The organism is Photobacterium japonica, from assembly GCF_050337005.1.
Taxonomy (GTDB): Bacteria; Pseudomonadota; Gammaproteobacteria; order Enterobacterales; family Vibrionaceae; genus Photobacterium; species Photobacterium japonica.
Genome location: NZ_JAKJSN010000030.1, coordinates 52,779 through 73,060, shown reverse-complemented (window position 1 = coordinate 73,060; position 20,282 = coordinate 52,779). Strand labels below are relative to the sequence as shown.

20 protein-coding genes are annotated in these 20,282 nt (G+C 45.6%); 9 read left to right on the top strand and 11 right to left on the bottom strand.

Features of this window, described 5'->3' with window-relative positions; translation table 11 throughout:
* Both L4C36_RS13190 and L4C36_RS13185 read left to right on the top strand, forming a co-directional pair.
* Window positions 1-481, top strand: a 481-nt coding sequence (locus tag L4C36_RS13190; RefSeq protein WP_428478267.1) for a hypothetical protein, incomplete at its 5' end; no start/stop codon positions are given.
* A complete protein-coding gene (locus L4C36_RS13185) occupies window positions 478-990 on the top strand; it encodes a hypothetical protein (protein ID WP_428478266.1) in 513 nt (170 codons plus the stop codon). The genes L4C36_RS13190 and L4C36_RS13185, both read left to right, overlap by 4 nt.
* A gap of 75 nt (window positions 991-1,065) precedes the next feature.
* Here the strand turns inward: L4C36_RS13185 and L4C36_RS13180 are convergent, their stop codons facing one another.
* Complete coding sequence (locus tag L4C36_RS13180) at window positions 1,066-1,392, bottom strand: peptidylprolyl isomerase (RefSeq protein WP_428478265.1); 327 nt, start codon at window positions 1,390-1,392, stop codon at window positions 1,066-1,068.
* A 191-nt stretch (window positions 1,393-1,583) separates the two neighbouring features.
* Window positions 1,584-2,270: a VC0807 family protein gene (locus L4C36_RS13175; RefSeq protein WP_428478264.1), complete on the bottom strand. Its 687-nt coding sequence runs from the start codon at window positions 2,268-2,270 to the stop codon at window positions 1,584-1,586.
* 320 nt (window positions 2,271-2,590) lie between these two features.
* On the opposite strand from L4C36_RS13175, the gene L4C36_RS13170 reads away from it, so the two are divergent.
* Window positions 2,591-3,130, top strand: coding sequence for a hydrolase (locus tag L4C36_RS13170; protein WP_428478263.1), 540 nt, complete (start codon window positions 2,591-2,593; stop codon window positions 3,128-3,130).
* Between the two features lie 101 nt (window positions 3,131-3,231).
* On the opposite strand, the gene L4C36_RS13165 is transcribed toward L4C36_RS13170, so the two are convergent.
* Together L4C36_RS13165 and L4C36_RS13160 are read right to left on the bottom strand one after the other, a co-directional pair.
* Window positions 3,232-3,993, bottom strand: a complete 762-nt coding sequence (locus L4C36_RS13165; protein WP_428478262.1) for a DmsC/YnfH family molybdoenzyme membrane anchor subunit — start codon at window positions 3,991-3,993, stop codon at window positions 3,232-3,234.
* A gap of 566 nt (window positions 3,994-4,559) precedes the next feature.
* Window positions 4,560-5,963: an MDR family MFS transporter gene (locus L4C36_RS13160; protein WP_428478261.1), complete on the bottom strand. Its 1,404-nt coding sequence runs from the start codon at window positions 5,961-5,963 to the stop codon at window positions 4,560-4,562.
* 299 nt (window positions 5,964-6,262) lie between these two features.
* Between L4C36_RS13160 and nagA the strand changes: the two genes are divergently transcribed.
* Window positions 6,263-7,387, top strand: a complete 1,125-nt coding sequence (gene nagA, locus L4C36_RS13155) for an N-acetylglucosamine-6-phosphate deacetylase (protein ID WP_428478260.1) — start codon at window positions 6,263-6,265, stop codon at window positions 7,385-7,387.
* Between the two features lie 87 nt (window positions 7,388-7,474).
* On the opposite strand, the gene L4C36_RS13150 is transcribed toward nagA, so the two are convergent.
* Window positions 7,475-7,777 (bottom strand): hypothetical protein, encoded by a 303-nt coding sequence (locus tag L4C36_RS13150; protein WP_428478259.1) that lies wholly within the window; start codon window positions 7,775-7,777, stop codon window positions 7,475-7,477.
* 324 nt (window positions 7,778-8,101) lie between these two features.
* Between L4C36_RS13150 and ltaE the strand changes: the two genes are divergently transcribed.
* On the top strand, window positions 8,102-9,121 hold the full coding sequence (gene ltaE, locus L4C36_RS13145; protein ID WP_428478271.1) for a low-specificity L-threonine aldolase: 1,020 nt from the start codon (window positions 8,102-8,104) through the stop codon (window positions 9,119-9,121).
* 116 nt (window positions 9,122-9,237) lie between these two features.
* Here the strand turns inward: ltaE and L4C36_RS13140 are convergent, their stop codons facing one another.
* Both L4C36_RS13140 and nhaD read right to left on the bottom strand, forming a co-directional pair.
* Window positions 9,238-9,897, bottom strand: coding sequence for a hypothetical protein (locus tag L4C36_RS13140; protein ID WP_428478258.1), 660 nt, complete (start codon window positions 9,895-9,897; stop codon window positions 9,238-9,240).
* Between the two features lie 211 nt (window positions 9,898-10,108).
* Complete coding sequence (gene nhaD, locus L4C36_RS13135; RefSeq protein WP_428478270.1) at window positions 10,109-11,530, bottom strand: sodium:proton antiporter NhaD; 1,422 nt, start codon at window positions 11,528-11,530, stop codon at window positions 10,109-10,111.
* Window positions 11,531-11,792: 262 nt separating this feature from the next.
* On the opposite strand from nhaD, the gene L4C36_RS13130 reads away from it, so the two are divergent.
* The 4 genes from L4C36_RS13130 to L4C36_RS13115 all read left to right on the top strand — a co-directional run bounded on the left by L4C36_RS13130 (window position 11,793) and on the right by L4C36_RS13115 (window position 15,440).
* On the top strand, window positions 11,793-12,635 hold the full coding sequence (locus tag L4C36_RS13130) for an ABC transporter ATP-binding protein (protein ID WP_428478257.1): 843 nt from the start codon (window positions 11,793-11,795) through the stop codon (window positions 12,633-12,635).
* Window positions 12,632-13,603 (top strand): ABC transporter ATP-binding protein, encoded by a 972-nt coding sequence (locus L4C36_RS13125; protein WP_428478256.1) that lies wholly within the window; start codon window positions 12,632-12,634, stop codon window positions 13,601-13,603. The genes L4C36_RS13130 and L4C36_RS13125 overlap by 4 nt, the downstream gene beginning before the upstream one ends.
* A complete protein-coding gene (locus L4C36_RS13120) occupies window positions 13,600-14,070 on the top strand; it encodes a DUF2753 family protein (protein WP_428478255.1) in 471 nt (156 codons plus the stop codon). Before L4C36_RS13125 ends, L4C36_RS13120 begins: the two co-directional genes overlap by 4 nt.
* Window positions 14,071-14,204: 134 nt before the next feature.
* Complete coding sequence (locus L4C36_RS13115; protein WP_428478254.1) at window positions 14,205-15,440, top strand: D-alanyl-D-alanine carboxypeptidase family protein; 1,236 nt, start codon at window positions 14,205-14,207, stop codon at window positions 15,438-15,440.
* Between the two features lie 86 nt (window positions 15,441-15,526).
* On the opposite strand, the gene sgrR is transcribed toward L4C36_RS13115, so the two are convergent.
* From sgrR to L4C36_RS13095, 4 genes are all read right to left on the bottom strand, one after another.
* Window positions 15,527-17,233, bottom strand: coding sequence for an HTH-type transcriptional regulator SgrR (gene sgrR, locus L4C36_RS13110; RefSeq protein WP_428478253.1), 1,707 nt, complete (start codon window positions 17,231-17,233; stop codon window positions 15,527-15,529).
* A gap of 158 nt (window positions 17,234-17,391) precedes the next feature.
* On the bottom strand, window positions 17,392-17,814 hold the full coding sequence (locus tag L4C36_RS13105; protein ID WP_428478252.1) for a hypothetical protein: 423 nt from the start codon (window positions 17,812-17,814) through the stop codon (window positions 17,392-17,394).
* A gap of 340 nt (window positions 17,815-18,154) precedes the next feature.
* Entirely contained in the window at window positions 18,155-18,541 is a 387-nt protein-coding gene (locus L4C36_RS13100; protein WP_428478251.1) for an NADH:ubiquinone oxidoreductase, read from the bottom strand.
* A gap of 472 nt (window positions 18,542-19,013) precedes the next feature.
* A complete protein-coding gene (locus L4C36_RS13095) occupies window positions 19,014-20,255 on the bottom strand; it encodes a hypothetical protein (RefSeq protein ID WP_428478250.1) in 1,242 nt (413 codons plus the stop codon).
* Window positions 20,256-20,282 lie beyond the last annotated feature (27 nt).

The following is a 20,282-nucleotide window of genomic DNA, read 5'->3' as shown; positions in this document are numbered from 1 at the left end:
GATTGAAGGTATATGGTTAAGAGATAAATCATCTACATCATTTTCAGCCACCAGCCCAATTATTGCATGTGGTAGTAAATCAGAATCATTTTTAGATAGGCATTTATTCCCTTATCCAGAAACTGAAAATTGGCAAAAAGCAATTGGTGCTCATTTTATTTGGATGTCTGCGACAGTGAATATCATAGTTGATAAAGACAACAATCCCAGTTTTTACGTAATTATGACTTTACATGCTGAAGATAAATACAACTTTAATCCTGATCAAAATGATATAAAAACTGGAATTTCAGATTCTGAGAATGGAAGGTTTACAGTAATAGGCATGGGCCACCCTTATATTCACAAATCTACACTAACGAGATCTATATCATGGCATGGATATTCAGATAAAAAAATTAATGCCATTGCCCTTGAGAGAGCTTGGTATCAACGTCATAAACAGCCTATTGGCACACTCAGGATAGAGGCAAGCATTTGAAATATATCACGTTATTAATATTGGCCACTTTCTTGTCTGGTTGCGATAATTCAGGGCAAGATGCCACTAACAATGAATATAAAGCAAAAAAAGAACTTATCTATAAACATGATATTCAAAAATTAAAGTCTCTTGTTAATTTATCAGGCGTGAATGTACTTGATGCCACTTGGACAACAGGTGAAAGATACATTGCAGAAAAGAAACAAAGCCGTTTTCTTGATATCGACCTTGATGCAAATCAGTGGTGGCTACATGCTGCGGTAAAGTCTGATTCGGACTTATCTTTTATAAAGAAAATGTGTAATCATCGCTATACCCTTCAAATGAAAAAGATATTTCCACGTATGGAAATATCAAAGCTAACAAACAGTCCATTATTTAACGGAGATAAAGATTACTATATTTACGATGCATGTACGCTACATAAATCGCCATTAACAATGGGTGTTGTGGCAATTGATGAAGAAAACGGCATTCTCCTGATGCTAATGGAAACATTTTCCTAACACGCCGCCGTACTTTAAAACAAGTCAATAAAAAGGCGCACTCTGCGCCTTTTTTATTTGATAGACAAACCATCATCAAACGGTGTAAAGCACCTTGATCACGTGATAGCCAAATTTGGTTTTCACCGCCTCTGGGATCAAACCACGCAAATTCGGGTTCTTTAGTTTTAGGGCTTCGCTGGTGCTGATCGCTTTACCAGAGAACACCGCCTTGTCGAATTGCGGTACCATTGCGCCTTTACGAAACTCACCTAAATCCCCACCTTTCTTACCCGATGGGCATGATGAAAACTTGGTAGCCAGTGTTTGGAACTTCGCACCTTGTTTCAATTGGGTAATGATGTCATCAGCTTGTTCCTTGTGCTTCACAAGGATATGCAACGCATGCGCTTTACTGGCCATAACTCTTTGTCTCTTTCGGAATCATATACCGCGCATTTTACACGATAGCCCGATGAGCTCAAATAAATGCCCTGAAATACGATGATTCAACTCGTTACCGCCCCGCCCGCTATCCCTAGCATCATAAATGAAAAACAACGCCCATAAAAAAACCGCCCATTTAGGCGGTTCTTAATCGGTGATGAATGACCTTACTCAGCTTTCAAGATCTGTGCAGATTCCAACAGGGTCATCTGGCGAATTTTACGCCACATGTAGAAGAAAATACCCATCATCATGATCATCGATGGAATCGCAATCATCGGGTAGCTCACCAATGTCATGCGCCCCAATTCTTCATTGAATGCTTGTGTACCTGATGGACTGGTCACAATCACTTTCGCCAGCACGTAGTTCATCACCGATGAAAATACGAAGGTTGAGGCAAACAAATAATTAGCGGTCACCAAGCTGCGATCAAAGGCTTTTCGGTTACCCAACTCATGCAGCTTTTCATGGATCAACGACATGTTCAGCACGGTATCATTAATCAACATTTTGCTGACAACAGGGTACTTAGTAAACGTAGAAAGGAAGACACCGGTACCGATTAACCCGGGGATCAAGGCTTCTTTCACAGCCAACCACTYGTTGTCCAATTCAAGTAATCCAATACCGCCCGTCAATAAGACACTAACAATACCTAACAACGAGATGTAGTTGAATTTCTTGTGCTTGAAGAGTTCATACCCGCCGAAAACAACGGGAAAAGCCAAGGCTGCAACCAAACCGCCAACAGCGCCAAGGTACTCATCACTGCTGAATTTCATCAAAATAACGGAAGGCACGATGACATTGAAAATGATGTCGTTCAGTGGGCTAGTTTTTTTTTCTGTCATAATATTTTACAAACGTCTCCAAACTGTATACAACTGCATTGTTCCGCGAATTCTTGCTGCTGTAAACCCTCTGTACGTTACAAAAGATTAAATCAGCCCTGCTGAGCTCTCAAAACAGCAAGAAAATGCTAATTTACTCTACGATCAGCCCCGTTAGTACCGCTGATTATCGTTACTCTAGCGGTATACTGTCGACGTTTTCACCACATAACACATCCGTCGACATAGATTATATAGCACCAGTATTGCCCTATTGGCTATATTCAATAGAAAGCATGGCGTCACAATGACGCGCCACACAGACAGAAGGAATGTCGCTTATGCTCTCCCACTCCGACACCGCGTTAGTCATCGTCGATGTGCAAGGCAAGTTAGCCCACATGATGGATGAGAAAGAAGCCCTGTTCCATCACCTCGCCACCATGGTCAGCGGCGCGAAAGTGCTTGAGTTGCCCATCATTTGGGTTGAGCAGCTACCGGATAAATTAGGCCCGACGATCCCAGAGATCGCAAGCCAGCTTGAACACCTGCGCCCTATCGCCAAAAACAGCTTTAGTTGCTACGGCAACGACACCTTTGTGGCCGCGCTGGAAAACACAGGATGCCGTAATGTGTTAGTCATGGGGATTGAAGCCCACATTTGTGTGTATCAAACCGTGCGCCATTTGCTGGACAAGGRCTATAACGTTGAAGTGATCGCTGATGCGGTTTCTTCCCGCAAGCCGCACAATAAAATGATCGCACTGGAAAAAATGCAGCAATGGGGGGCGGCATTAACAACAACTGAAATGGTATTGTTTGAATTACAAGGTGTCGCGGAAGGTGATCGCTTTAAACAGTTACTGTCAGTCATTAAATAAAAAACAGCCGTGACGCATTGCCTCGTCACGGCTGTGTTGTCATTCAATAAAGCACCAGCGATGGCCCCGACTGTTAATAAACGGCGGTTAGTAAACGACTGTTAGTAACCGACGCCGGCACAGTAAGAAGAAACAATCATCAACACCAACGCAAATGTCATGACATTCAATGCGGGTTTACTCTTGGTCAGCAACGGCATAAACCACACGCCAACGGCTGCAATCAATAAGCCTAAGCTCGTCACCTGGGCAATAAACGGGGCTGCCTCCCCTCGTGTTTCCGCCAATGATGCCAAATCCGTTAATTGTGGCAAGCCTGTCAAGAAACAGATCACCATGATTACGGCCCCAACGTAAGGCAGAGCACGGTTAAATTCATCCACTTTATGTTCGGCTTTTACAAGGGAAGCATGCGCCAGCAAGGTGCCACCACAGAGCGTCGTCGCCAAGAAATGCGACGCCACTAACCACTGTTCACTACGAACAAATAATCCATGCAGCAGATAAGCGGTTCCGGCAGCAATCACTAACACCAAATACGCTTTACGTAGGCGATCACTGCCCACCAAGCCTTTTTCTGCAAACCAATACAGCAGTGCTAACGCAAAGAAACCAACCACCATCAAGGCCTCTTGCCCTAACATGGGTGAGACAGAAAGCTGAGAAAAAATCAGGGTAATTTCACGTAAGAACAAACCACTGAACAGTAGCAGCCACAACGCAGGCATCGTACGGTGCAAACGATCCATCTGACCAAAGCAGAGCTTACCCGTCAGAATACATCCACCCAAAACAATAAAAGCACCAATCGCTAATTGGTAAAAAACACTTGAAAGAATCAATGGCCATTCGTACCAAGCCATAACTCACACCTCTATGCAGCAACGTGTTGCTGACTCTCATTATTATCAAAGCTGCGTATTGTGCCCTACCTCATCCCTTTGTTCTATCTCTATCTGCAACAACGACCAAGAAGCATCAACTCGTCACATCGCGGTAGATTGACAACCTGATTTCAGAATAGAATTAAGTACTCAATTTTCATATAATTAGATTTAAAACAAACTAAAAAACAAAGAACTAAAACTTACCCAATAAACAACGGTAACCATATGAATGTGCTTGTGTTGATGATATATTTTCTTTTATTCCCACTAGTATTTGCTTTTGACAAATACACTACACACGAACACTTTCGTATATCCCTAATAGGTATTGATATAACTGCCACCTACTTTGCTATTAAAGTTACAAACACTAAAGTGAAATCAAGGTTTGTATCAATATTAATGTGGTCATACCTTTCTATAAAACTATTCTTAGGAATATTTATTATTATATTTTCATTTGATGCAGGATTAAGTATTTAAATACACTGAAATTAGGAGAGACGAAAAGTCTCTCCTACACATCTATTCCGGATGCAACATCACTTCACATCATGCGGTCGCTGAGTCGGTGCAACATCATTCGACAACGACTGTGCTTTCAATCGCCACACCGTGATCACAAACGCCAGAATCGCAATCATCGCCATGCCGCCGTAGGTTAACGTAAACCCCGCCGCCAATTGTTCAGGGGCGAAATCTTTCAAGGCATGGGCACTGCCCTCACCAACCAAGACCGGAACTTTAAGGTGGAACAATGCCGCACAGAAGGCTACACCAATTGCGCCACCCAATTCACGCCCATAGCCAAAGAGGGACAAACCAATGCCGCGATCACTGGCGGGTAACACGTTTTGCACCACCACGTTGAGCGATGGCAATGTAAAGCCAAGCCCTAACCCGGCCAATGCAAGCGCGACAACAGGCATGATGCCCATATACAGTTGCCCCATCGCCACGGCAGCTAATGCAAAGCCACCCACCACCAGCGATTTGTAATAGCCGGTTTTGGCTATGCGCTTACCGCCACAATACGCACCGCCAGTGATGCTCATCATGAACACCATCATGTATAAACCACTGGCAGACGCCGACAAACCTTGCTCCCACTGCATCTGTAGCGGCAAATACACCAGTACAGCAAACATCAACAACTGCGAACACATGATCAATAGCACACTGATCGTGTAACCCGGTAACGTCAGCACCCGCATAGGAATGATCGGATCCGCGGCACGGCGTTCCACCAGCACCAAAAGCAGCACTGACACCAACAAGCTGATCGCCAAAATCTGATTATCAATCACCGATTCGGGTGAAAGCAGCAACAGTAAAAGGGTCGTCACGGCCATCAATAAACCCGCGCCAAGCCAATCAAATCGGCTTTTCCGCCCTTTATTGAGGTGTTTAAGTTTGGTATTGATCAACCACAATGCAATCGCCCCGAGCGGCAGGTTGATCCAAAAAACCCAGCGCCAATTCAAGTGTTCAGCAAAATAGCCGCCCAACAATGGGCCGGCAATACTGGAGACGGCATACACCGCCGAGATATACCCTTGATACTTCCCCACCTCACGCGCAGGGATACAATCTGCAATCACAGTAAAGGCCAATGCAATCAATCCACCTCCACCAATGCCCTGCAACACACGCGCACCAATCAAGGTCGGTAAATCTTGCGCGAGTCCACACGCCACCGAGCCTAACAAAAACAAGGCAATACTGACGTTAAGCATTTTAACGCGACCAAACATATCACTCAGTTTGCCGTACAAAGGCAGCACTGCCGTCGCCGCAAGCAAGTACGCCGTGACAATCCATGTTAACGCTTGGCCCGCGCCTAATTCTTCTCCAATAATGGGCAAGGGTGTAGTAACAATACTTTTTTCCAGCGAACCCAGCGCAATCACCAACGCTACGCTCGCAAATATGGTTTTCGGCGACATATTCATTCCTCAATAAGACACGGTATGATAAATCATGCTGCACGCTTCTGAAATAGGCGATAGTCTGCCTGTCTGTAAAAACTGACTGCAATGTCAATGCTTTATGCCCCGATTCAACCACCTCAAAGTCCCGTTCATACTATTGACATATTAGGACAAGTGGTCTAACTTAATTTTAATTAAAAATTAAGTTGAGCGGTTTGGTCTTCTTTGATCAGTTAGTGCTTGGTCTGTTAGCGTTTACGATGAAGCCATGGCCACACCGCTTTGTAAGAATTTGCTTGCTAAAAGGATTGCCTATGTACGCCATCACCCACGTTAACGTTTTCACCGGCACCACCACACTGCACAATCACGCGATTGTGGTTGAGGGTGACACCATCAAAGCCATTGTGCCGATGAAAAATGCCCAACTGCCAGAAGAAACCTTTTCGGCACAAGGCCTTACCGCGACAGCTGGTTTCATTGATTTACAGCTAAACGGCTGTGGTGGCGTGTTGTTTAATATCGATATCGAAAAAAATACGCTCGATATCATGAATAAAACCAACCTGAAAAGCGGGACCACCCAATACCTGCCGACGTTCATTACCAGCGAACACGACAAGATGTGCCAGGCGATTGATGTGGTGGCTGACATAGATAACAAAGAAGCCGAAGGCATTTTAGGCCTGCACCTTGAAGGGCCGTTTATCAGCACAGCGAAAAAAGGCGCACATGCTGAAAATCACATTCGTGTATTGGATGAGTTAACCGCCCATTACCTTGCGGATAATCAGTCTTTGATTTCGGTTGTTACACTCGCTCCCGAAAATACATCGCAAGCCGTGATCAACATCCTCAATGATGCGGGTATTACGGTGTCGATGGGTCACACCAACGCCAATTACGATGAATTAGCGGCGAAACAAAATATCAGTATGGCCACCCACCTTTATAACGCGATGACCCCACTAGGTTCACGTGAACCGGGTGGCGTCGGTTATATTTTTGATAAAAAACCCCATGCAGGGATCATCGTCGACGGTATTCACTCTTCGTTCGCTTCCGTGCGCATTGCCCATGAAATGTTGGGTGAAAAACTGTTTATGGTGACAGATGCGGTTACCCCTGCTGGCACAGACATGACCGAATATGACATGGCAGGAATTCAAGCCTATGTGACCGACGGTAAATGTCATTACGCTGATGGCACCATTGCTGGTGCGGCCATTACCATGATTGAAGGGGTGCGTAATCTTGTTCAACACGTGGGTGTCAGCCGCGAAGAAGCATTACGCATGGCAAGCCTGTACCCTGCTAAAGCGATGGGTATTGATGATCACTACGGTAAATTAGAAAGCGGTTATAAAGCCAATATCACACTCCTTAATGACCAAAATGAAGTGTGTGGCGTTTTCCAAATGGGGACAAAGCGCATTTAATTCGCTCTACATGTTCGTTGCTTTTCTAGTGACATAAAAAAGCCCTGTTGAACAGGGCTTTACATTCAGATACCCGCTAGCAAACATTCATAAATCTCGCATGAGTGCTTCGTATTCGTCTTCCGCAACTTCAATCAGTTTGGCGAGTTCTCTCGCATCATCACTTGTCAGGCTCACATGCCACTTAACCGTCTCCGATTTAGGGTCTTGCTTGCACAGCAGTTCTGTTTTCTTGCCTCGCGTTTCAAACACAAGTTGCTCGAACGGTGCCGTAAAGCGGTTGTTTTTTTCTAAGACATTGACTTTCAGTTCACCGATGGGGTTCACTGTCACATCAACATGAAGTCCCGCTTTTCCCGGTATAATAAACTGTCTGTTCTCGGTCAACATACGCCAGCCTCCGATCTGTCTTCACCCTGTTTTGCCCATGCACATAACACCCGCTACCACCACCTAACAACGTTGCGTCATCGTTGGACATCACTCGCATAAACACTGGATTACAGTGCCACTTTTGCTCTATTTAAGTTTAGCCAAGTCACATCCCATTCGTTAACAATTCCCCCCTACAACAAACAGATTCCGTTGTTTTTTTGCCTTGCATCATAAATTCCCACATTCGTTGTCGAAAACTGTCATTGCTGGTGGCGATTTCTCAAAAACAAACTAGGTGCTATATTGGCTTTTCACTATGACGAGCCCAAGGAAGTAATGATGATTGATTTTCGCTCAGATACCGTAACCCGCCCGACAGAAGCGATGCGACAAGCGATGGCAACAGCAGACGTTGGCGATGACGTTTATGGCGACGATCCGACGGTAAATGCATTGGAATGCTGGGCCGCCGAACGCCACGGTTTTGAAAGTGCGCTGTTTTGCAGCTCTGGTACACAAGCCAACCTGCTCTCGTTAATGGCGCATTGTGAACGTGGTGATGAATACCTTTGCGGACAGCAAGCCCACAACTACAAATTTGAAGGGGGTGGTGCGGCCGTATTAGGTTCGATTCAACCCCAGCCGATTGAAAATGAGAATGATGGCACCCTACCCTTTACCAAGCTAGCCGCCGCCATCAAACCCCTTGATCCGCACTTTGCTCGCACCCGCCTGCTCAGCCTAGAAAACACCATTAACGGCAAAGTGCTACCGCTGGATTATTTGGCGCAAGCCCGTGAGTTTGTAGATACACATGGATTAAAACTGCATTTAGACGGCGCCCGCGTATACAACGCGGCTGTGGCACTCAATGTCGACATCACCGAAATTAGCCAGTACTTTGATTCCATGACCATTTGCTTATCCAAAGGCTTAGGCGCGCCAATCGGCTCCTTGGTGTTGGGCAATCACGCTTTCATTCAACGCACACGCCGCTGGCGTAAAGTGCTGGGTGGCGGTATGCGCCAATCCGGCATTTTAGCGGCCGCAGGCAAAATTGCGCTGACGGATCACGTTGAGCGTTTAGCCATTGACCACGCGAATGCAAAATATTTGGCTGAGCAGCTAAATACCGTATCGGGCTTCACGGCGAATGTTCAGCATGTACAGACGAACATTCTGTTCGCCAAAGTGGCAGACACCGTTGATCAAGCCCAGCTTGTAAGCACATTAAAAGCACAAGGGATATTGATCACCGCCGGTCACCCGATGCGGTTTGTCACCCATATGGATATCTCCCGCGAAGACATCGACACCTTTATTACAGCACTGAAAGCCGCTGTTGCAGAGCAAAGCTAAGTCGCTATATTTCTTAGCATGACACATACAAGAAAAGCACCCCGGGGTGCTTTTTCTAATAGTACTTTTACTAATGGCGCTTTTTCTAATGCTGCTTTCTATTACGATCACTTAGCCTAAAAACGGTACCCTAGGCTCACAGACGATAACCCGTGTTCAACCTCGATATCGTCATCGTCTAATGTCGTCGGTACCACCAAACGCAGCCCGAGTTCCCAACGTTTATAGTTCACCACTGCACCAAGGTGCGCGTTCACCCCCCACCCAGCAGCGGAAAATGCCGTTTGCTGTCCCGTTGGCGTATCAGCGATAAGTTTGCCGTCGATATCGACATAGTGCGCCCCCACCCCAGCTTCAAGTCGCCAACTTTTACACCCGCTACAAAGATCTTTGTCACCCCATTGATAAAACAATACCGGCGTAAAAGACACGGAATAACCGTCCAATTCACCATCACGAAACCCCTTGTGATCATCGCCATCATAATCCAGCTTAAAATAGCTGCCGCTTAATTCTGTGTGATAGCCCCAGCGGGTCGTTTCTGTGAAATACGCAGGCGGTTGAATGAGCATCAGAAAGGGACTGATTGCGGTCGATGAATTAAATGGCGCATCATCAAATACCCCCTCCTGACTGACCTCGACATTACCACTGGCTTTTACCACGCCCAACTTAACGGTTGGCGTACGCAGTACCGTCTCCATATCCATCGCCACGGCCATCGACAGTGGGCTCAGTAAGGCTATCGCAAGCCCCACATATCCAGCGTTATTCATGCGTCATCCTTTTCGACATCCCAACAGCAAGGATTCAACGTATCCTGTGTGCTTCTTTGTTTTAGTAAATCACATCAATAATTTAAAACAAATGTCAGCCTGCACCCTGGGGCCACTTTCGTCAACATTAGTGACAGCCTACACACTTCCGCCTTATCCAGGCCGTATCCACTGTTTACTATTCAAACAATAATGAGCAATCAACCCACCGTTAAAACAAATGTTGATTAAGCCAAAGGTGACAAACGATACTTGCAACATAACCCAGTGCAATCACTGGCATCCACTTCAGATGACCAAAGAAAGTGTATTTCCCATGTGCCGCCCCCATTAATGCCACCCCCGCCGCTGAACCGATCGACAACAAACTGCCACCGACACCTGCCGTTAGCGTCACTAGCAGCCAATTGCCCAAACTGAGATCAGGCTGCATCGTCAACACCGCGAACATCACGGGAATGTTATCCACCACGGCCGACAGTAAACCGACCACGATGTTGGCCCACACCGGATCCCACTGGCTGTACATGACCTCCGATACCATGCCCAAATACCCCAGTAAACTGAGTCCGCCCACGCACATCACCACACCGTAGAAAAACAGTAACGTGTCCCACTCGGCATGAGAGACCCGCTTAAACACATCAAAGGGCACGACAGAACCCAACCGTTTTAACGCCACGTCATCGTTACTGGCTACCGCAGCGGCTTTCTTTTTTTCCAATGACCGGGGCAAGGTTTTGCGCAGATAAAAACCAAAAAATTGCAGATAGGCCAATCCCATCATCATACCAATCACAGGTGGAAAATGGACCACAGCATGGAAGGCGACGGCTGTCATGATGGTCAAAATAAACAAGCCAACGATTCGCCGTGCCCCACGCTTGAGTTCCACATACTCATACGCGGTGTTGGGCTGTGTTTTCGGTACAAAAAGCGCCATGATCACAGCAGGAACAAGGTAGTTCACTAACGAAGGGATGAATAAATCAATGAATTCAACAAAGCTAACTAACCCCGCTTGCCAGACCATCAAGGTCGTAATATCGCCAAACGGACTGAACGCGCCACCCGCATTCGCGGCAATCACAATGTTAATACAGGCTATGTTGATAAAGCGGATATTGCTGCCTCCCACTTTCAACACCACCGCGCACATCAACAACGCCGTGGTTAAGTTGTCTGCAATCGGCGAGATAATAAAAGAGAGGATCCCCGTAATCCAAAACAAGCTGCGATAATTGAAGCCTTTACTGACCATCCAGGCTTGTAAGGCATCAAACAACCGTCGCTCTTCCATCGCACTGATGTAGGTCATCGCCACCAATAGGAAGAGCAATAACTCGGCGTATTCCAACAAATTATGTTCAATGGCACGTTGTGCAACCTCGGTCGCGCCATGCTGCTGATACACATACCCAATCATCAACCAAATCAGCCCTGCCGCCAGCAGCACCGGTTTCGATTTTCGCAGTTGAAGGTATTCCTCCCCCATCACCAAGCAATAGGCCAAGGCAAAGATCACTAATGACGCATAACCAATGGCAGATTGAGTAAGATCTAGACCGGCGGTGGCAGCCAATGTGGGGGTAGCAATCATGCTCAGCACAACGCTAATGATCAGGTGACAGATTTTCATCCTTACTCTCTCCTCCTTGAGGTATGCGTATTCCTATTTCTCACTCATACAGTGTATACATTCCTTTTTAACAATGCCGTGAAGTAACATCCATTTAACATGCCTGCATACACACGTTTTTTTACGCACGGCAATGAAAACGTGCAACGTATTGTGTTCTTTTGCAGTAATGATCACTAACTCGTGGATTGGAACTTACATTAAATGCAAATGCGAATTATTTTAATTCAGATTAATAATTAGCATGGAGTACATTATGGAACAGGCTTACCATCCCGATCCCCTGCTGAAGGTGCGATCGCTTGAGGTGACCTACATCACTGAAAAAGGTGACTTCAAAGCCGTTAAACGCGTGAGTTTTGATATTGGTAAAGGGGAGATTTTCGGCCTCGCCGGAGAATCCGGTTGCGGAAAAAGTACCATTGCCTTTGCCATTAACCGTCTACATAAGCCGCCCGCGTTAATCACGCACGGCCAGGTGCAATTTCAAGGCAAAGATTTACTGTCACTGACCGAACGAGAAATGGGCGTGATCCGCTGGCGTGATATTGCCATGGTTTTCCAAAGTGCGATGAACTCTCTCAATCCGGTACTGCCACTGCTTGAGCAATTTTCTGATGTTATGCGTCACCACTTGGGCTACAGCCGTCAGCAAGCGAAAGAACGGGCCGAAAAATTATTGGATTTGGTCAATATTCCTCGGGATCGCCTCAATGACTACCCGCACCAATTTAGTGGGGGAATGCGTCAGCGGTTAGTTATCGCGATCGCCCTGAGCCTCAGCCCAAAACTGATCGTTATGGATGAGCCTACCACTGCTTTAGATGTCGTGGTGCAACGTGAAATCTTGCAGCAAATTTTCCAGCTACAAAAGGAATTTGGCTTCTCAATTTTGTTTATCACCCACGACTTGGCGCTGATGAGCCAACTGTGCAACCGTATTGCTGTGATGCGTCACGGTGAAATTGTTGAAGTGAATACGGCAAAAGCGATCCGCAATAACCCACAGCACCCATACACTCAGCAGCTTTGGGCTTCATTCCCGAACATTCACGAAGACGCCAGTCACATTACGATCAGCGAGGACATCACGGCATGAACAAGCACACAGACAGGAATGTGAACCCGCCACTTACCCCGATCATTGAAGTCAATAATGTCGTCAAAGACTTTAAGGCTGGCGGTGGCTTTAGCAGCAGTGAAACATTCCGCGCGCTCGACCACATTAACTTCAAACTCTACCCCGGCCGCACGTTAGCCCTGGTCGGTGAATCAGGCTGTGGTAAAAGCACCTGTGCCCGATTAATCACCAAAGTCCATGAAGTTACATCGGGCGAAATTCTATTTAATGGCAAGAATATCAATGACATTAAAGGCCGTAAAGACACGTTAAATTACCGCAGTAAAGTACAAATGGTCTTTCAAGACCCATTCGGCTCACTCAACCCCACCCATACCATCCGGCACCACCTAACGCGTCCGTTATTGATCCATGGCCGTGTCTCCGATCAAAAAGCGGTGCAACCCAAGCTGGAAGAATTAATGGCATTGGTTGAATTACCGGTCGATGATCTGGATAAATACCCACACCAACTCAGTGGCGGCCAACGCCAACGGGTCAACTTAGCCCGTGCTATAGCCGTCGGTGCTGAAGTGATTCTAGCCGATGAGCCGACGTCAATGTTGGATGTCTCGATTCGCCTCGGAGTCTTGAACTTGATGAAAGAAATGAAGCAGAAAATGGGTATTGGTTTTCTGTACATTACGCACGATTTGGCGACCGCGCATTACATTGCGGAAGAAACCGCCGTCATGTATCGGGGGAAAATTGTTGAGTGGGGCGATACCCATTCTATTTTGCGCAATCCGACCCACCCTTACACGCGACTTCTGATCTCTGCCGTGCCGGATCCGGATTTACCGTTTGCCAATCTTGTCGAAACTGAACCAAACTATTCAGTAAGTGCCGATAAAATCCGCGCATTAAGCATTGAACCGTCTGACGGTTTCCAACAGCTTGGCGCCAATCATTTTGTCGCGAACTGGAAAAAGGACAAGGTGGCATGACAGAAATCATATGCTGGCTAGATCAACTCAAAGCACACTTGCAGCGTGAAACTGAAAATGGGATCCCCTATTTGGTTCACGCCGTCAATCATACGCCTGAGGCCGTTTTTGGCCCCATCCACACAGAGCAACACAGTGAAGCACTGGCCTACTGGTTTGCGGCTTGCCAACAATTACACCGTCGCTTCCAGCTACAAGGCGACAGTGAGCAGGCATACAGCTACCAGCAATTTGCGTACAGCAAATTACAAGCGCTAGCGAGTGATCCCCAACAAGATCCCGCCATGACGCGCTGGTGCTTAAAAAAGCTCGATCGCATGATTGTCAGTATGATGGAATTTTGCCAACAACAGTCATCAGACCGTTGGCAACAAGAAGGCAGCGCTTTAGTTGAATTGCATGTGATCTACATGCAAGGCCAACAGCATATGAATCTGGCGTACTCACCGACGTCCACCTCCCGGTAAACACGTACGTTGATGACGGTTACCGTGTCAGCTTTGTCATTCAGGCAAAGCTGACCGCAAATTCATCCACTTCCGTCAAAATTTTACTAAGCTAAGTAAAGTATTGATATGACATGTGCAGGGATGAATTCGCTATGCCACAGACACTCACACCACGCCATACCGTCGTACCCCTCTTATCTGTATTGGCACTGACCTTCGTCACCGTACTGCCAGCACAAGCGAGTACCATTCCTACCCCCCCTGAAATAGCGGCAAAAGCGTGGGTATTGATGAGCTATGAGTCTGGTCAGGTAATTGCGGGGGAAAACATAGATACCCCACATGCACCGGCCAGCTTAGTGAAAATCATGACCAGTTTTGTGGTAGGCAAAGAGCTGCAAGCGGGTCATATTGCCGCTGACGATCAGGTGCTGATTAGCGAAAATGCGTGGGGGAAAAAATTTCCGGGTTCCTCGAAAATGTTCCTGAACGTCGGGGATGAAGTTTCCGTGGATGATCTCAATCGCGGTGTGATCATCTCATCAGGTAATGATGCCACCGTCGCACTGGCTGAGCATGTTGCAGGTCACCAGCCGGCCTTTGTTGAAATGATGAATAAACACGCTGAAAAAATTGGCATGACCAACAGCTATTTCTCTAACCCTCATGGACTCGATGCCGACGAACAGGTTATCACGGCTTATGACATGGCCTTGCTGACCCGCTCACTGATTCAAGAACTCCCCACCCTTTATCCCATGTTTAAAGAGAAATCCTTCACGTTCGGTAAAATAAAACAAGGCAACAGAAATGCGTTGCTATGGGATACTACTATCAATGTGGATGGCGTTAAAACAGGTTACACCAAACAAGCGGGTTATAGCCTCGTGTCTTCCGCAGAACAACACGGCCAACGTTTGATTGCCGTCGTACTGGGTACAGAGAACAGCCAAGCCCGTCGCACAGAAAGCAAAAAACTCTTAACATGGGGCTTTCGCTTCTATCAAGATATTCAACCGCAATTTAGCGGCAAAGAACTCGCCCCGCTAAAAGTCTGGTATGGTTCACCGTCATCAATCAATCTTGAAGTAGCCGATGGTGGCGTCATTACGGTGCCACGCAGGCAGCGCAAACACATCGAACACCAGATTATCTATGATCATAACCTTGAAGCACCGGTTGAAAAAGGCCAGCAAGTCGGAAAAGTGGAATGGTATCTCAATGACGACATCATTGCAGAGCAAGCGTTGCTTGCCAAAGAAGGATCAGAAAAAGCCCCCTGGTATCAGTCGATGGTTGATGTCGTATGGCGACCGATTAATCAATGGTTCACCGCACAAGACTGGGATCCACGTGATAACGATAAAAACAGCGGTAGCGCACAGTAGTCATTTGCCATACAGATAGCCACTACACAATAACAATCCGTCGATACAAAAAAGCCCTGACAACGCATCGCAGGGCTTATCGCGTATTACAAAGCATCGTGCTCTGGTTTCATCCACACCGATTTGAAGTCAAACCACCCCATCGAGTTAGATTGCATTCCCTGCACCACACCAGAATCATCCACCCCCAGCCAGTTATGAAACAAGGGTAAGATTTGACCAAACTCTACCAGTTTGGCGCCCAATTGCTGGCACGGTGATGGCACGTTTTTATTCCGTCGCCAATGTGCCACTTCGGCTTCCAAAGCGGCAAACTCTTCCTCTGGCATGGCACGAACGATATGGTCAAAATTGAAAAACCATGCCAACAACGCATCATCGCGATAATTCATCAGGCTCATTCCCCCCAACCAGAGGTCAATTTTACCTGCGTGTTTACCCAATGCGATTTCCGTGGTCGACAATTCAAGGATTTTTAGCTTAATGCCATCATCCGCTAAAATATCTTCTATCGCTTTTGCTACATGGGGATAAACCGGATGCTGACACGCAAAGGCAATCGTCAAGGTGCGTTTTGCCGGCGGCGCAACCACCGCGCGACTCACCAATGGCACATGCGCCCAACCGGGTAAAATACCGTAGGCATTGGTTAAACGAAAATCACCAATTTGCTCTTTATTTAACCGCTGCAAGATATTCAGCGCGGTTAATCGCCCCTGCAAATACGTCAACCACAGCGGATCAACCGGCAGTCCCGATACGCGATTAAACAAAAGGTAGTTACAGCCTTCATCGAGCTTCAATCGCGTCGATGCGCTCACGCCCCCCAACTGAGTCGCATCGGATGCTGGCTGCAAGTAGCACGAGGCCACTTCAGACAGCATCCAAATATCCACGACGTCAATCAATGCACGAAAACCAAAATACTGTTCAAACGCCTCAAGCTTAAAGCGTTTATTGTCATTTTGAATCACCTTATACGGGCCGGTTCCGATTGGAAACAGCACGGTACGATCTGTGCTATCCACATCGGCGGGCTGTATCACCGCCACCAAATTGGTCAATAAGTCAGGAAAACGGTGATCATCCATTGAAAGGTGGATATCAATGGTATTCGCAAATGGCGCAGTCACACCGTCAATGTGACTGAACAAACGATGCGTTTTCACTTTATCAAACGTCGCAATGATATCGCGGCTTTCAAGCAATCGGCCATCATGAAAACGTACGGAAGGGCGCAAATAGAAACGCCAATGCCGTGGGGTGATCTCTTCCCAATGGTGGGCTAAGTCCCCTTCTACTTCCTCTTTTTCATCATTAATGCGCGTAAGACCATTAAATATCTGTCGAACAAGGTGTTGTTCCGACCGCCGCAAAGGCTGGAGAGGGTTCAAATTACTGAAAGCGCGGTAGTACGGCAGGCGGACAATTTGTTTACCGTGCGCAGTCGTGTGACCAAGCTGTTCTTGAATGATTTGCGCGAGCTTATCGGCATTATTGCCTAATGCCTCCAAGGCTGGCTCTAACTTGCCTTCTGCGACTAAATTACGCGCATGATTGAGTTGTAACTCACTGTCCGTGCTGTGAAATATCAAACGGGACTGTTTACCCCGCCCGACGGCTGGCTCCCACGCAATCCAGCCTGTATCGACCATTTTATTGATCACCATACGCACATTACGTCGCGTACAAAAAAGCACTTCCGCAATATCTTGCAGATTTGTATCGCTGTCTTGACCAGAAAAATGATGATAGAGGCGTTGAAACTGAGACTTGAGCCGTTGACCACTCATAAAAGAGGAACCTACATGAATTAGACATACCTAAGTAGACTTCCTATTTTAACGTAAATCCTTGAATGTACCAGTGCAGATCCAATTTCGTTCACTCACGGTTAAGGTCTTATGCCTTAATGGAGCGCGATTAAAGCATGCCAATGGCTCAACAACAGTTAATTAAACATGGAAGCATCCGTATCTGCCACCATCAGTTTATGGCTGTCTTTCAAGCGCACATGCTTGTAACCCCCATTGCCGTAATAATCTCGGCAAGAATTCAACACCCAATCACGGTAATCATGTAACTGCTCTCCATTGAATTGGTGGGTAGAAACCACCCCTTCCGCCCAAGACAGGGCCATGAATGACACTAATTCCCACTGATTACCTGCCAGTGATTTCGCTTGATGCTTAAAGTGTTTTTCTAGGCCAATCAAACTTTGGTACTCTCGATCACTGTAGTCATCTTGATTGAACACAATAGGCGGGACAACAATTTTATAGCAACGCGCCAATTCTTTTGCCCTGCTGAGATCCGCAGCCGCAACGGTATGGCTAAATAAGACCAGCAAAATCAAAACAATTGTGGTTTTCATTCGAATTTCCACCCCTCATCAACATGCCTATATTGCAACACAGCAATCGAGCCTCACTGTTCTAAAACTAATGCAATTACCACGCCCAAATTTACCGACAAATAGGTGGAATTAGTTAAACACTTGTCTCTACGATAACTTCTGCGTTTTCTCTTCTACTCTACTGTATATCTTTCATTCTATTGCAATTTGGTATATCGATTCGGTAATTGCAAATTGCGATCATTTTTCGCATTGATGAAATCGTGTTTTCGGTAGACATGTATCAAATTGCGGCAACAAAAAACGGGCTAAACGCCCGTTTCTTCTTTTTTCTGTGACAAACGTAGACATCAGTCAATCAGATTGTCTTAGCCGCTAAAGAGGCTTCTGTTTGCTGTTTAGCCAACTGTCTTTTCATCGTGAATTCACGCCACACCGAATACAGGTAGGTCACAACAATCGAGAAGAACAGGTAAGAGAGCGAGAACACAAACGGGGAATTAATCACATCGGCTTTCAGCCCCCACATCACCCCTGTAATCGTCACCCCAATTTTGGCCATCAACCCCATGAGTAACATCAAGAATGCGAGTTGCGGATAACGGGTCGAACAACGAAAAGCCAACCAATAAGCCGATCCCACGGCAATAGCGGCAATACCCAGCCCCGCCATAAACGAATGAAAATGCTCACCGGAAAATACGCCTGCTGATGCCGATAAAAGTAAAATTAATGCTAATTTCATACACACCCCCTTAGGAAAAGTAGAAAATGCGTCCTTTCTTCACTCACTCATTAGATGCGACTATTTTCTCACTTTTAATCAAAAATGCACACTGCATATATTTTGACCTATCGCGGTATAGCCTACACAAAATCATCAGTTTACATTTTGTAACACGTTAAGCAACTGACCTATCAGAGTATACACCAGAAATGTAACGCCTGTGTTAAGCGACCTGTTTTATGTAAGAAATTGTATGCTTGCTCTCAGAATCCAGCTTTCCAGCCTTATTGTGTATGAATATCATTCATGGAGCAGCATTAAACACCAAGTAAGGTCAATATGGCGAAATGAAATTACTTTTTATGACCAACTATCAACAAGACAAATTACGTCTAGCCCATATGACAAAATCGTCTACTACTGATCATTTCTATGAGATATTGAAAGACGTTCTGTATGTAATGAATGTCGACATAGAACACCATCATTTCTATCCGATAAACTGAATCTTTTCTGGCTTAGCTGACGACCATGCTATAACTAATTTTTTTTGAGACTTAATTTGTAGTAATACAGAACGATAACCTTCATGTGTTAATTTATCCATCGTCACTATTAATTTATAGCGACCATTTTTAGAAACTTGCTTGCGCATTGCATAAGTGATGGGATCGTTATTTCTTACATAAGCTAACGGTAGAATATAAGGTAAAGGACAATTCACATTCATATAGGCTTGCATAAACTCCCAGAACTCTTCTTCATCTTGATAATGTAACGTTTCAGGCAATCTGATGTATTCACGAGACTTACCCGTTGGATAACGTTGAACGAACGATAATTCATAACATCTAGTGCTGCCAGAACCACCGCCAATACTATTAAGCGTGAGAGTCCGATAGGCATTCAATTGCGTAAAGTGACCACTCCACTTATCCCCTCCCTCGCCTACATAAGTGACATTACCCGTTAGGCGATTAAACCATAAATAAGGAACACACCTCTTACTGCGTTCTTTTTCCAACATCCATAAAACAAACAGGACAACACTCATACAAATTGCAACTATTTGCCCCTTCATACTAATGTCTTCATACAGTGGTGGCGTAAAAAACATGAATGCTATACTCAAAAATGTTACTGGTATATTGATATAGTTAACCCACTTTAAATATTTATTCAACTTTGAGTGTTCTATTCGATAAAACATCAACTCTTTTTCTGACAAAGCATATAATAGTTTATTTTTAGTCTGCTTCATCATTGCCTCTTGTGAAGCTCTCACCGTCAATGATGATAGACCAAGAATATTTTCATATATTAATGAATAGCTGCCTCTGTAATTCATTTGCTTGTCATATACCATCCCATCATTGGTAAATGGCACGGCAGAAGTAAAGTATTCCGAGTGGTATATTTTTACATATTGATTAATTAAAACCCATGGTAATATCACAACAACCAATGAGAATAAGGAAACATACCTCAGTTCATGTATTTCTAACTGCTGAAAGCCAGACGAATACAATAAGAGTAGCGAAAATGAAAAATCCACAGCAATAACTATGGCAGAAATCACTGATAAAAATCCAAGCGCACATTGCAGAAGAAACAGCTTTTTGGGAATCAATGTTTTACTAGGATCTATATCATCCACTAATTCAAGACATTTTGGCGATTCACCACGCCAAGCAGTTTCAAAATAATTATAATTCCTTGTCTCACTCACCACGATAACATTCCATTTTATTGAATCAAC

Bases quoted from the DNA above. Each gene is read 5' to 3' on its own strand.
- L4C36_RS13180 (WP_428478265.1), bottom strand. From the start codon at position 1,392: ATGGCCAGTAAAGCGCATGCGTTGCATATCCTTGTGAAGCACAAGGAA.
- L4C36_RS13165 (WP_428478262.1), bottom strand. From the start codon at position 3,993: ATGGCTTGGTACGAATGGCCATTGATTCTTTCAAGTGTTTTTTACCAA.
- L4C36_RS13160 (WP_428478261.1), bottom strand. From the start codon at position 5,963: ATGTCGCCGAAAACCATATTTGCGAGCGTAGCGTTGGTGATTGCGCTG.
- nagA (WP_428478260.1), top strand. From the start codon at position 6,263: ATGTACGCCATCACCCACGTTAACGTTTTCACCGGCACCACCACACTG.
- L4C36_RS13150 (WP_428478259.1), bottom strand. From the start codon at position 7,777: ATGTTGACCGAGAACAGACAGTTTATTATACCGGGAAAAGCGGGACTT.
- ltaE (WP_428478271.1), top strand. From the start codon at position 8,102: ATGATTGATTTTCGCTCAGATACCGTAACCCGCCCGACAGAAGCGATG.
- L4C36_RS13140 (WP_428478258.1), bottom strand. From the start codon at position 9,897: ATGAATAACGCTGGATATGTGGGGCTTGCGATAGCCTTACTGAGCCCA.
- L4C36_RS13130 (WP_428478257.1), top strand. From the start codon at position 11,793: ATGGAACAGGCTTACCATCCCGATCCCCTGCTGAAGGTGCGATCGCTT.
- L4C36_RS13125 (WP_428478256.1), top strand. From the start codon at position 12,632: ATGAACAAGCACACAGACAGGAATGTGAACCCGCCACTTACCCCGATC.
- L4C36_RS13120 (WP_428478255.1), top strand. From the start codon at position 13,600: ATGACAGAAATCATATGCTGGCTAGATCAACTCAAAGCACACTTGCAG.
- L4C36_RS13115 (WP_428478254.1), top strand. From the start codon at position 14,205: ATGCCACAGACACTCACACCACGCCATACCGTCGTACCCCTCTTATCT.
- sgrR (WP_428478253.1), bottom strand. From the start codon at position 17,233: ATGAGTGGTCAACGGCTCAAGTCTCAGTTTCAACGCCTCTATCATCAT.
- L4C36_RS13105 (WP_428478252.1), bottom strand. From the start codon at position 17,814: ATGAAAACCACAATTGTTTTGATTTTGCTGGTCTTATTTAGCCATACC.
- L4C36_RS13100 (WP_428478251.1), bottom strand. From the start codon at position 18,541: ATGAAATTAGCATTAATTTTACTTTTATCGGCATCAGCAGGCGTATTT.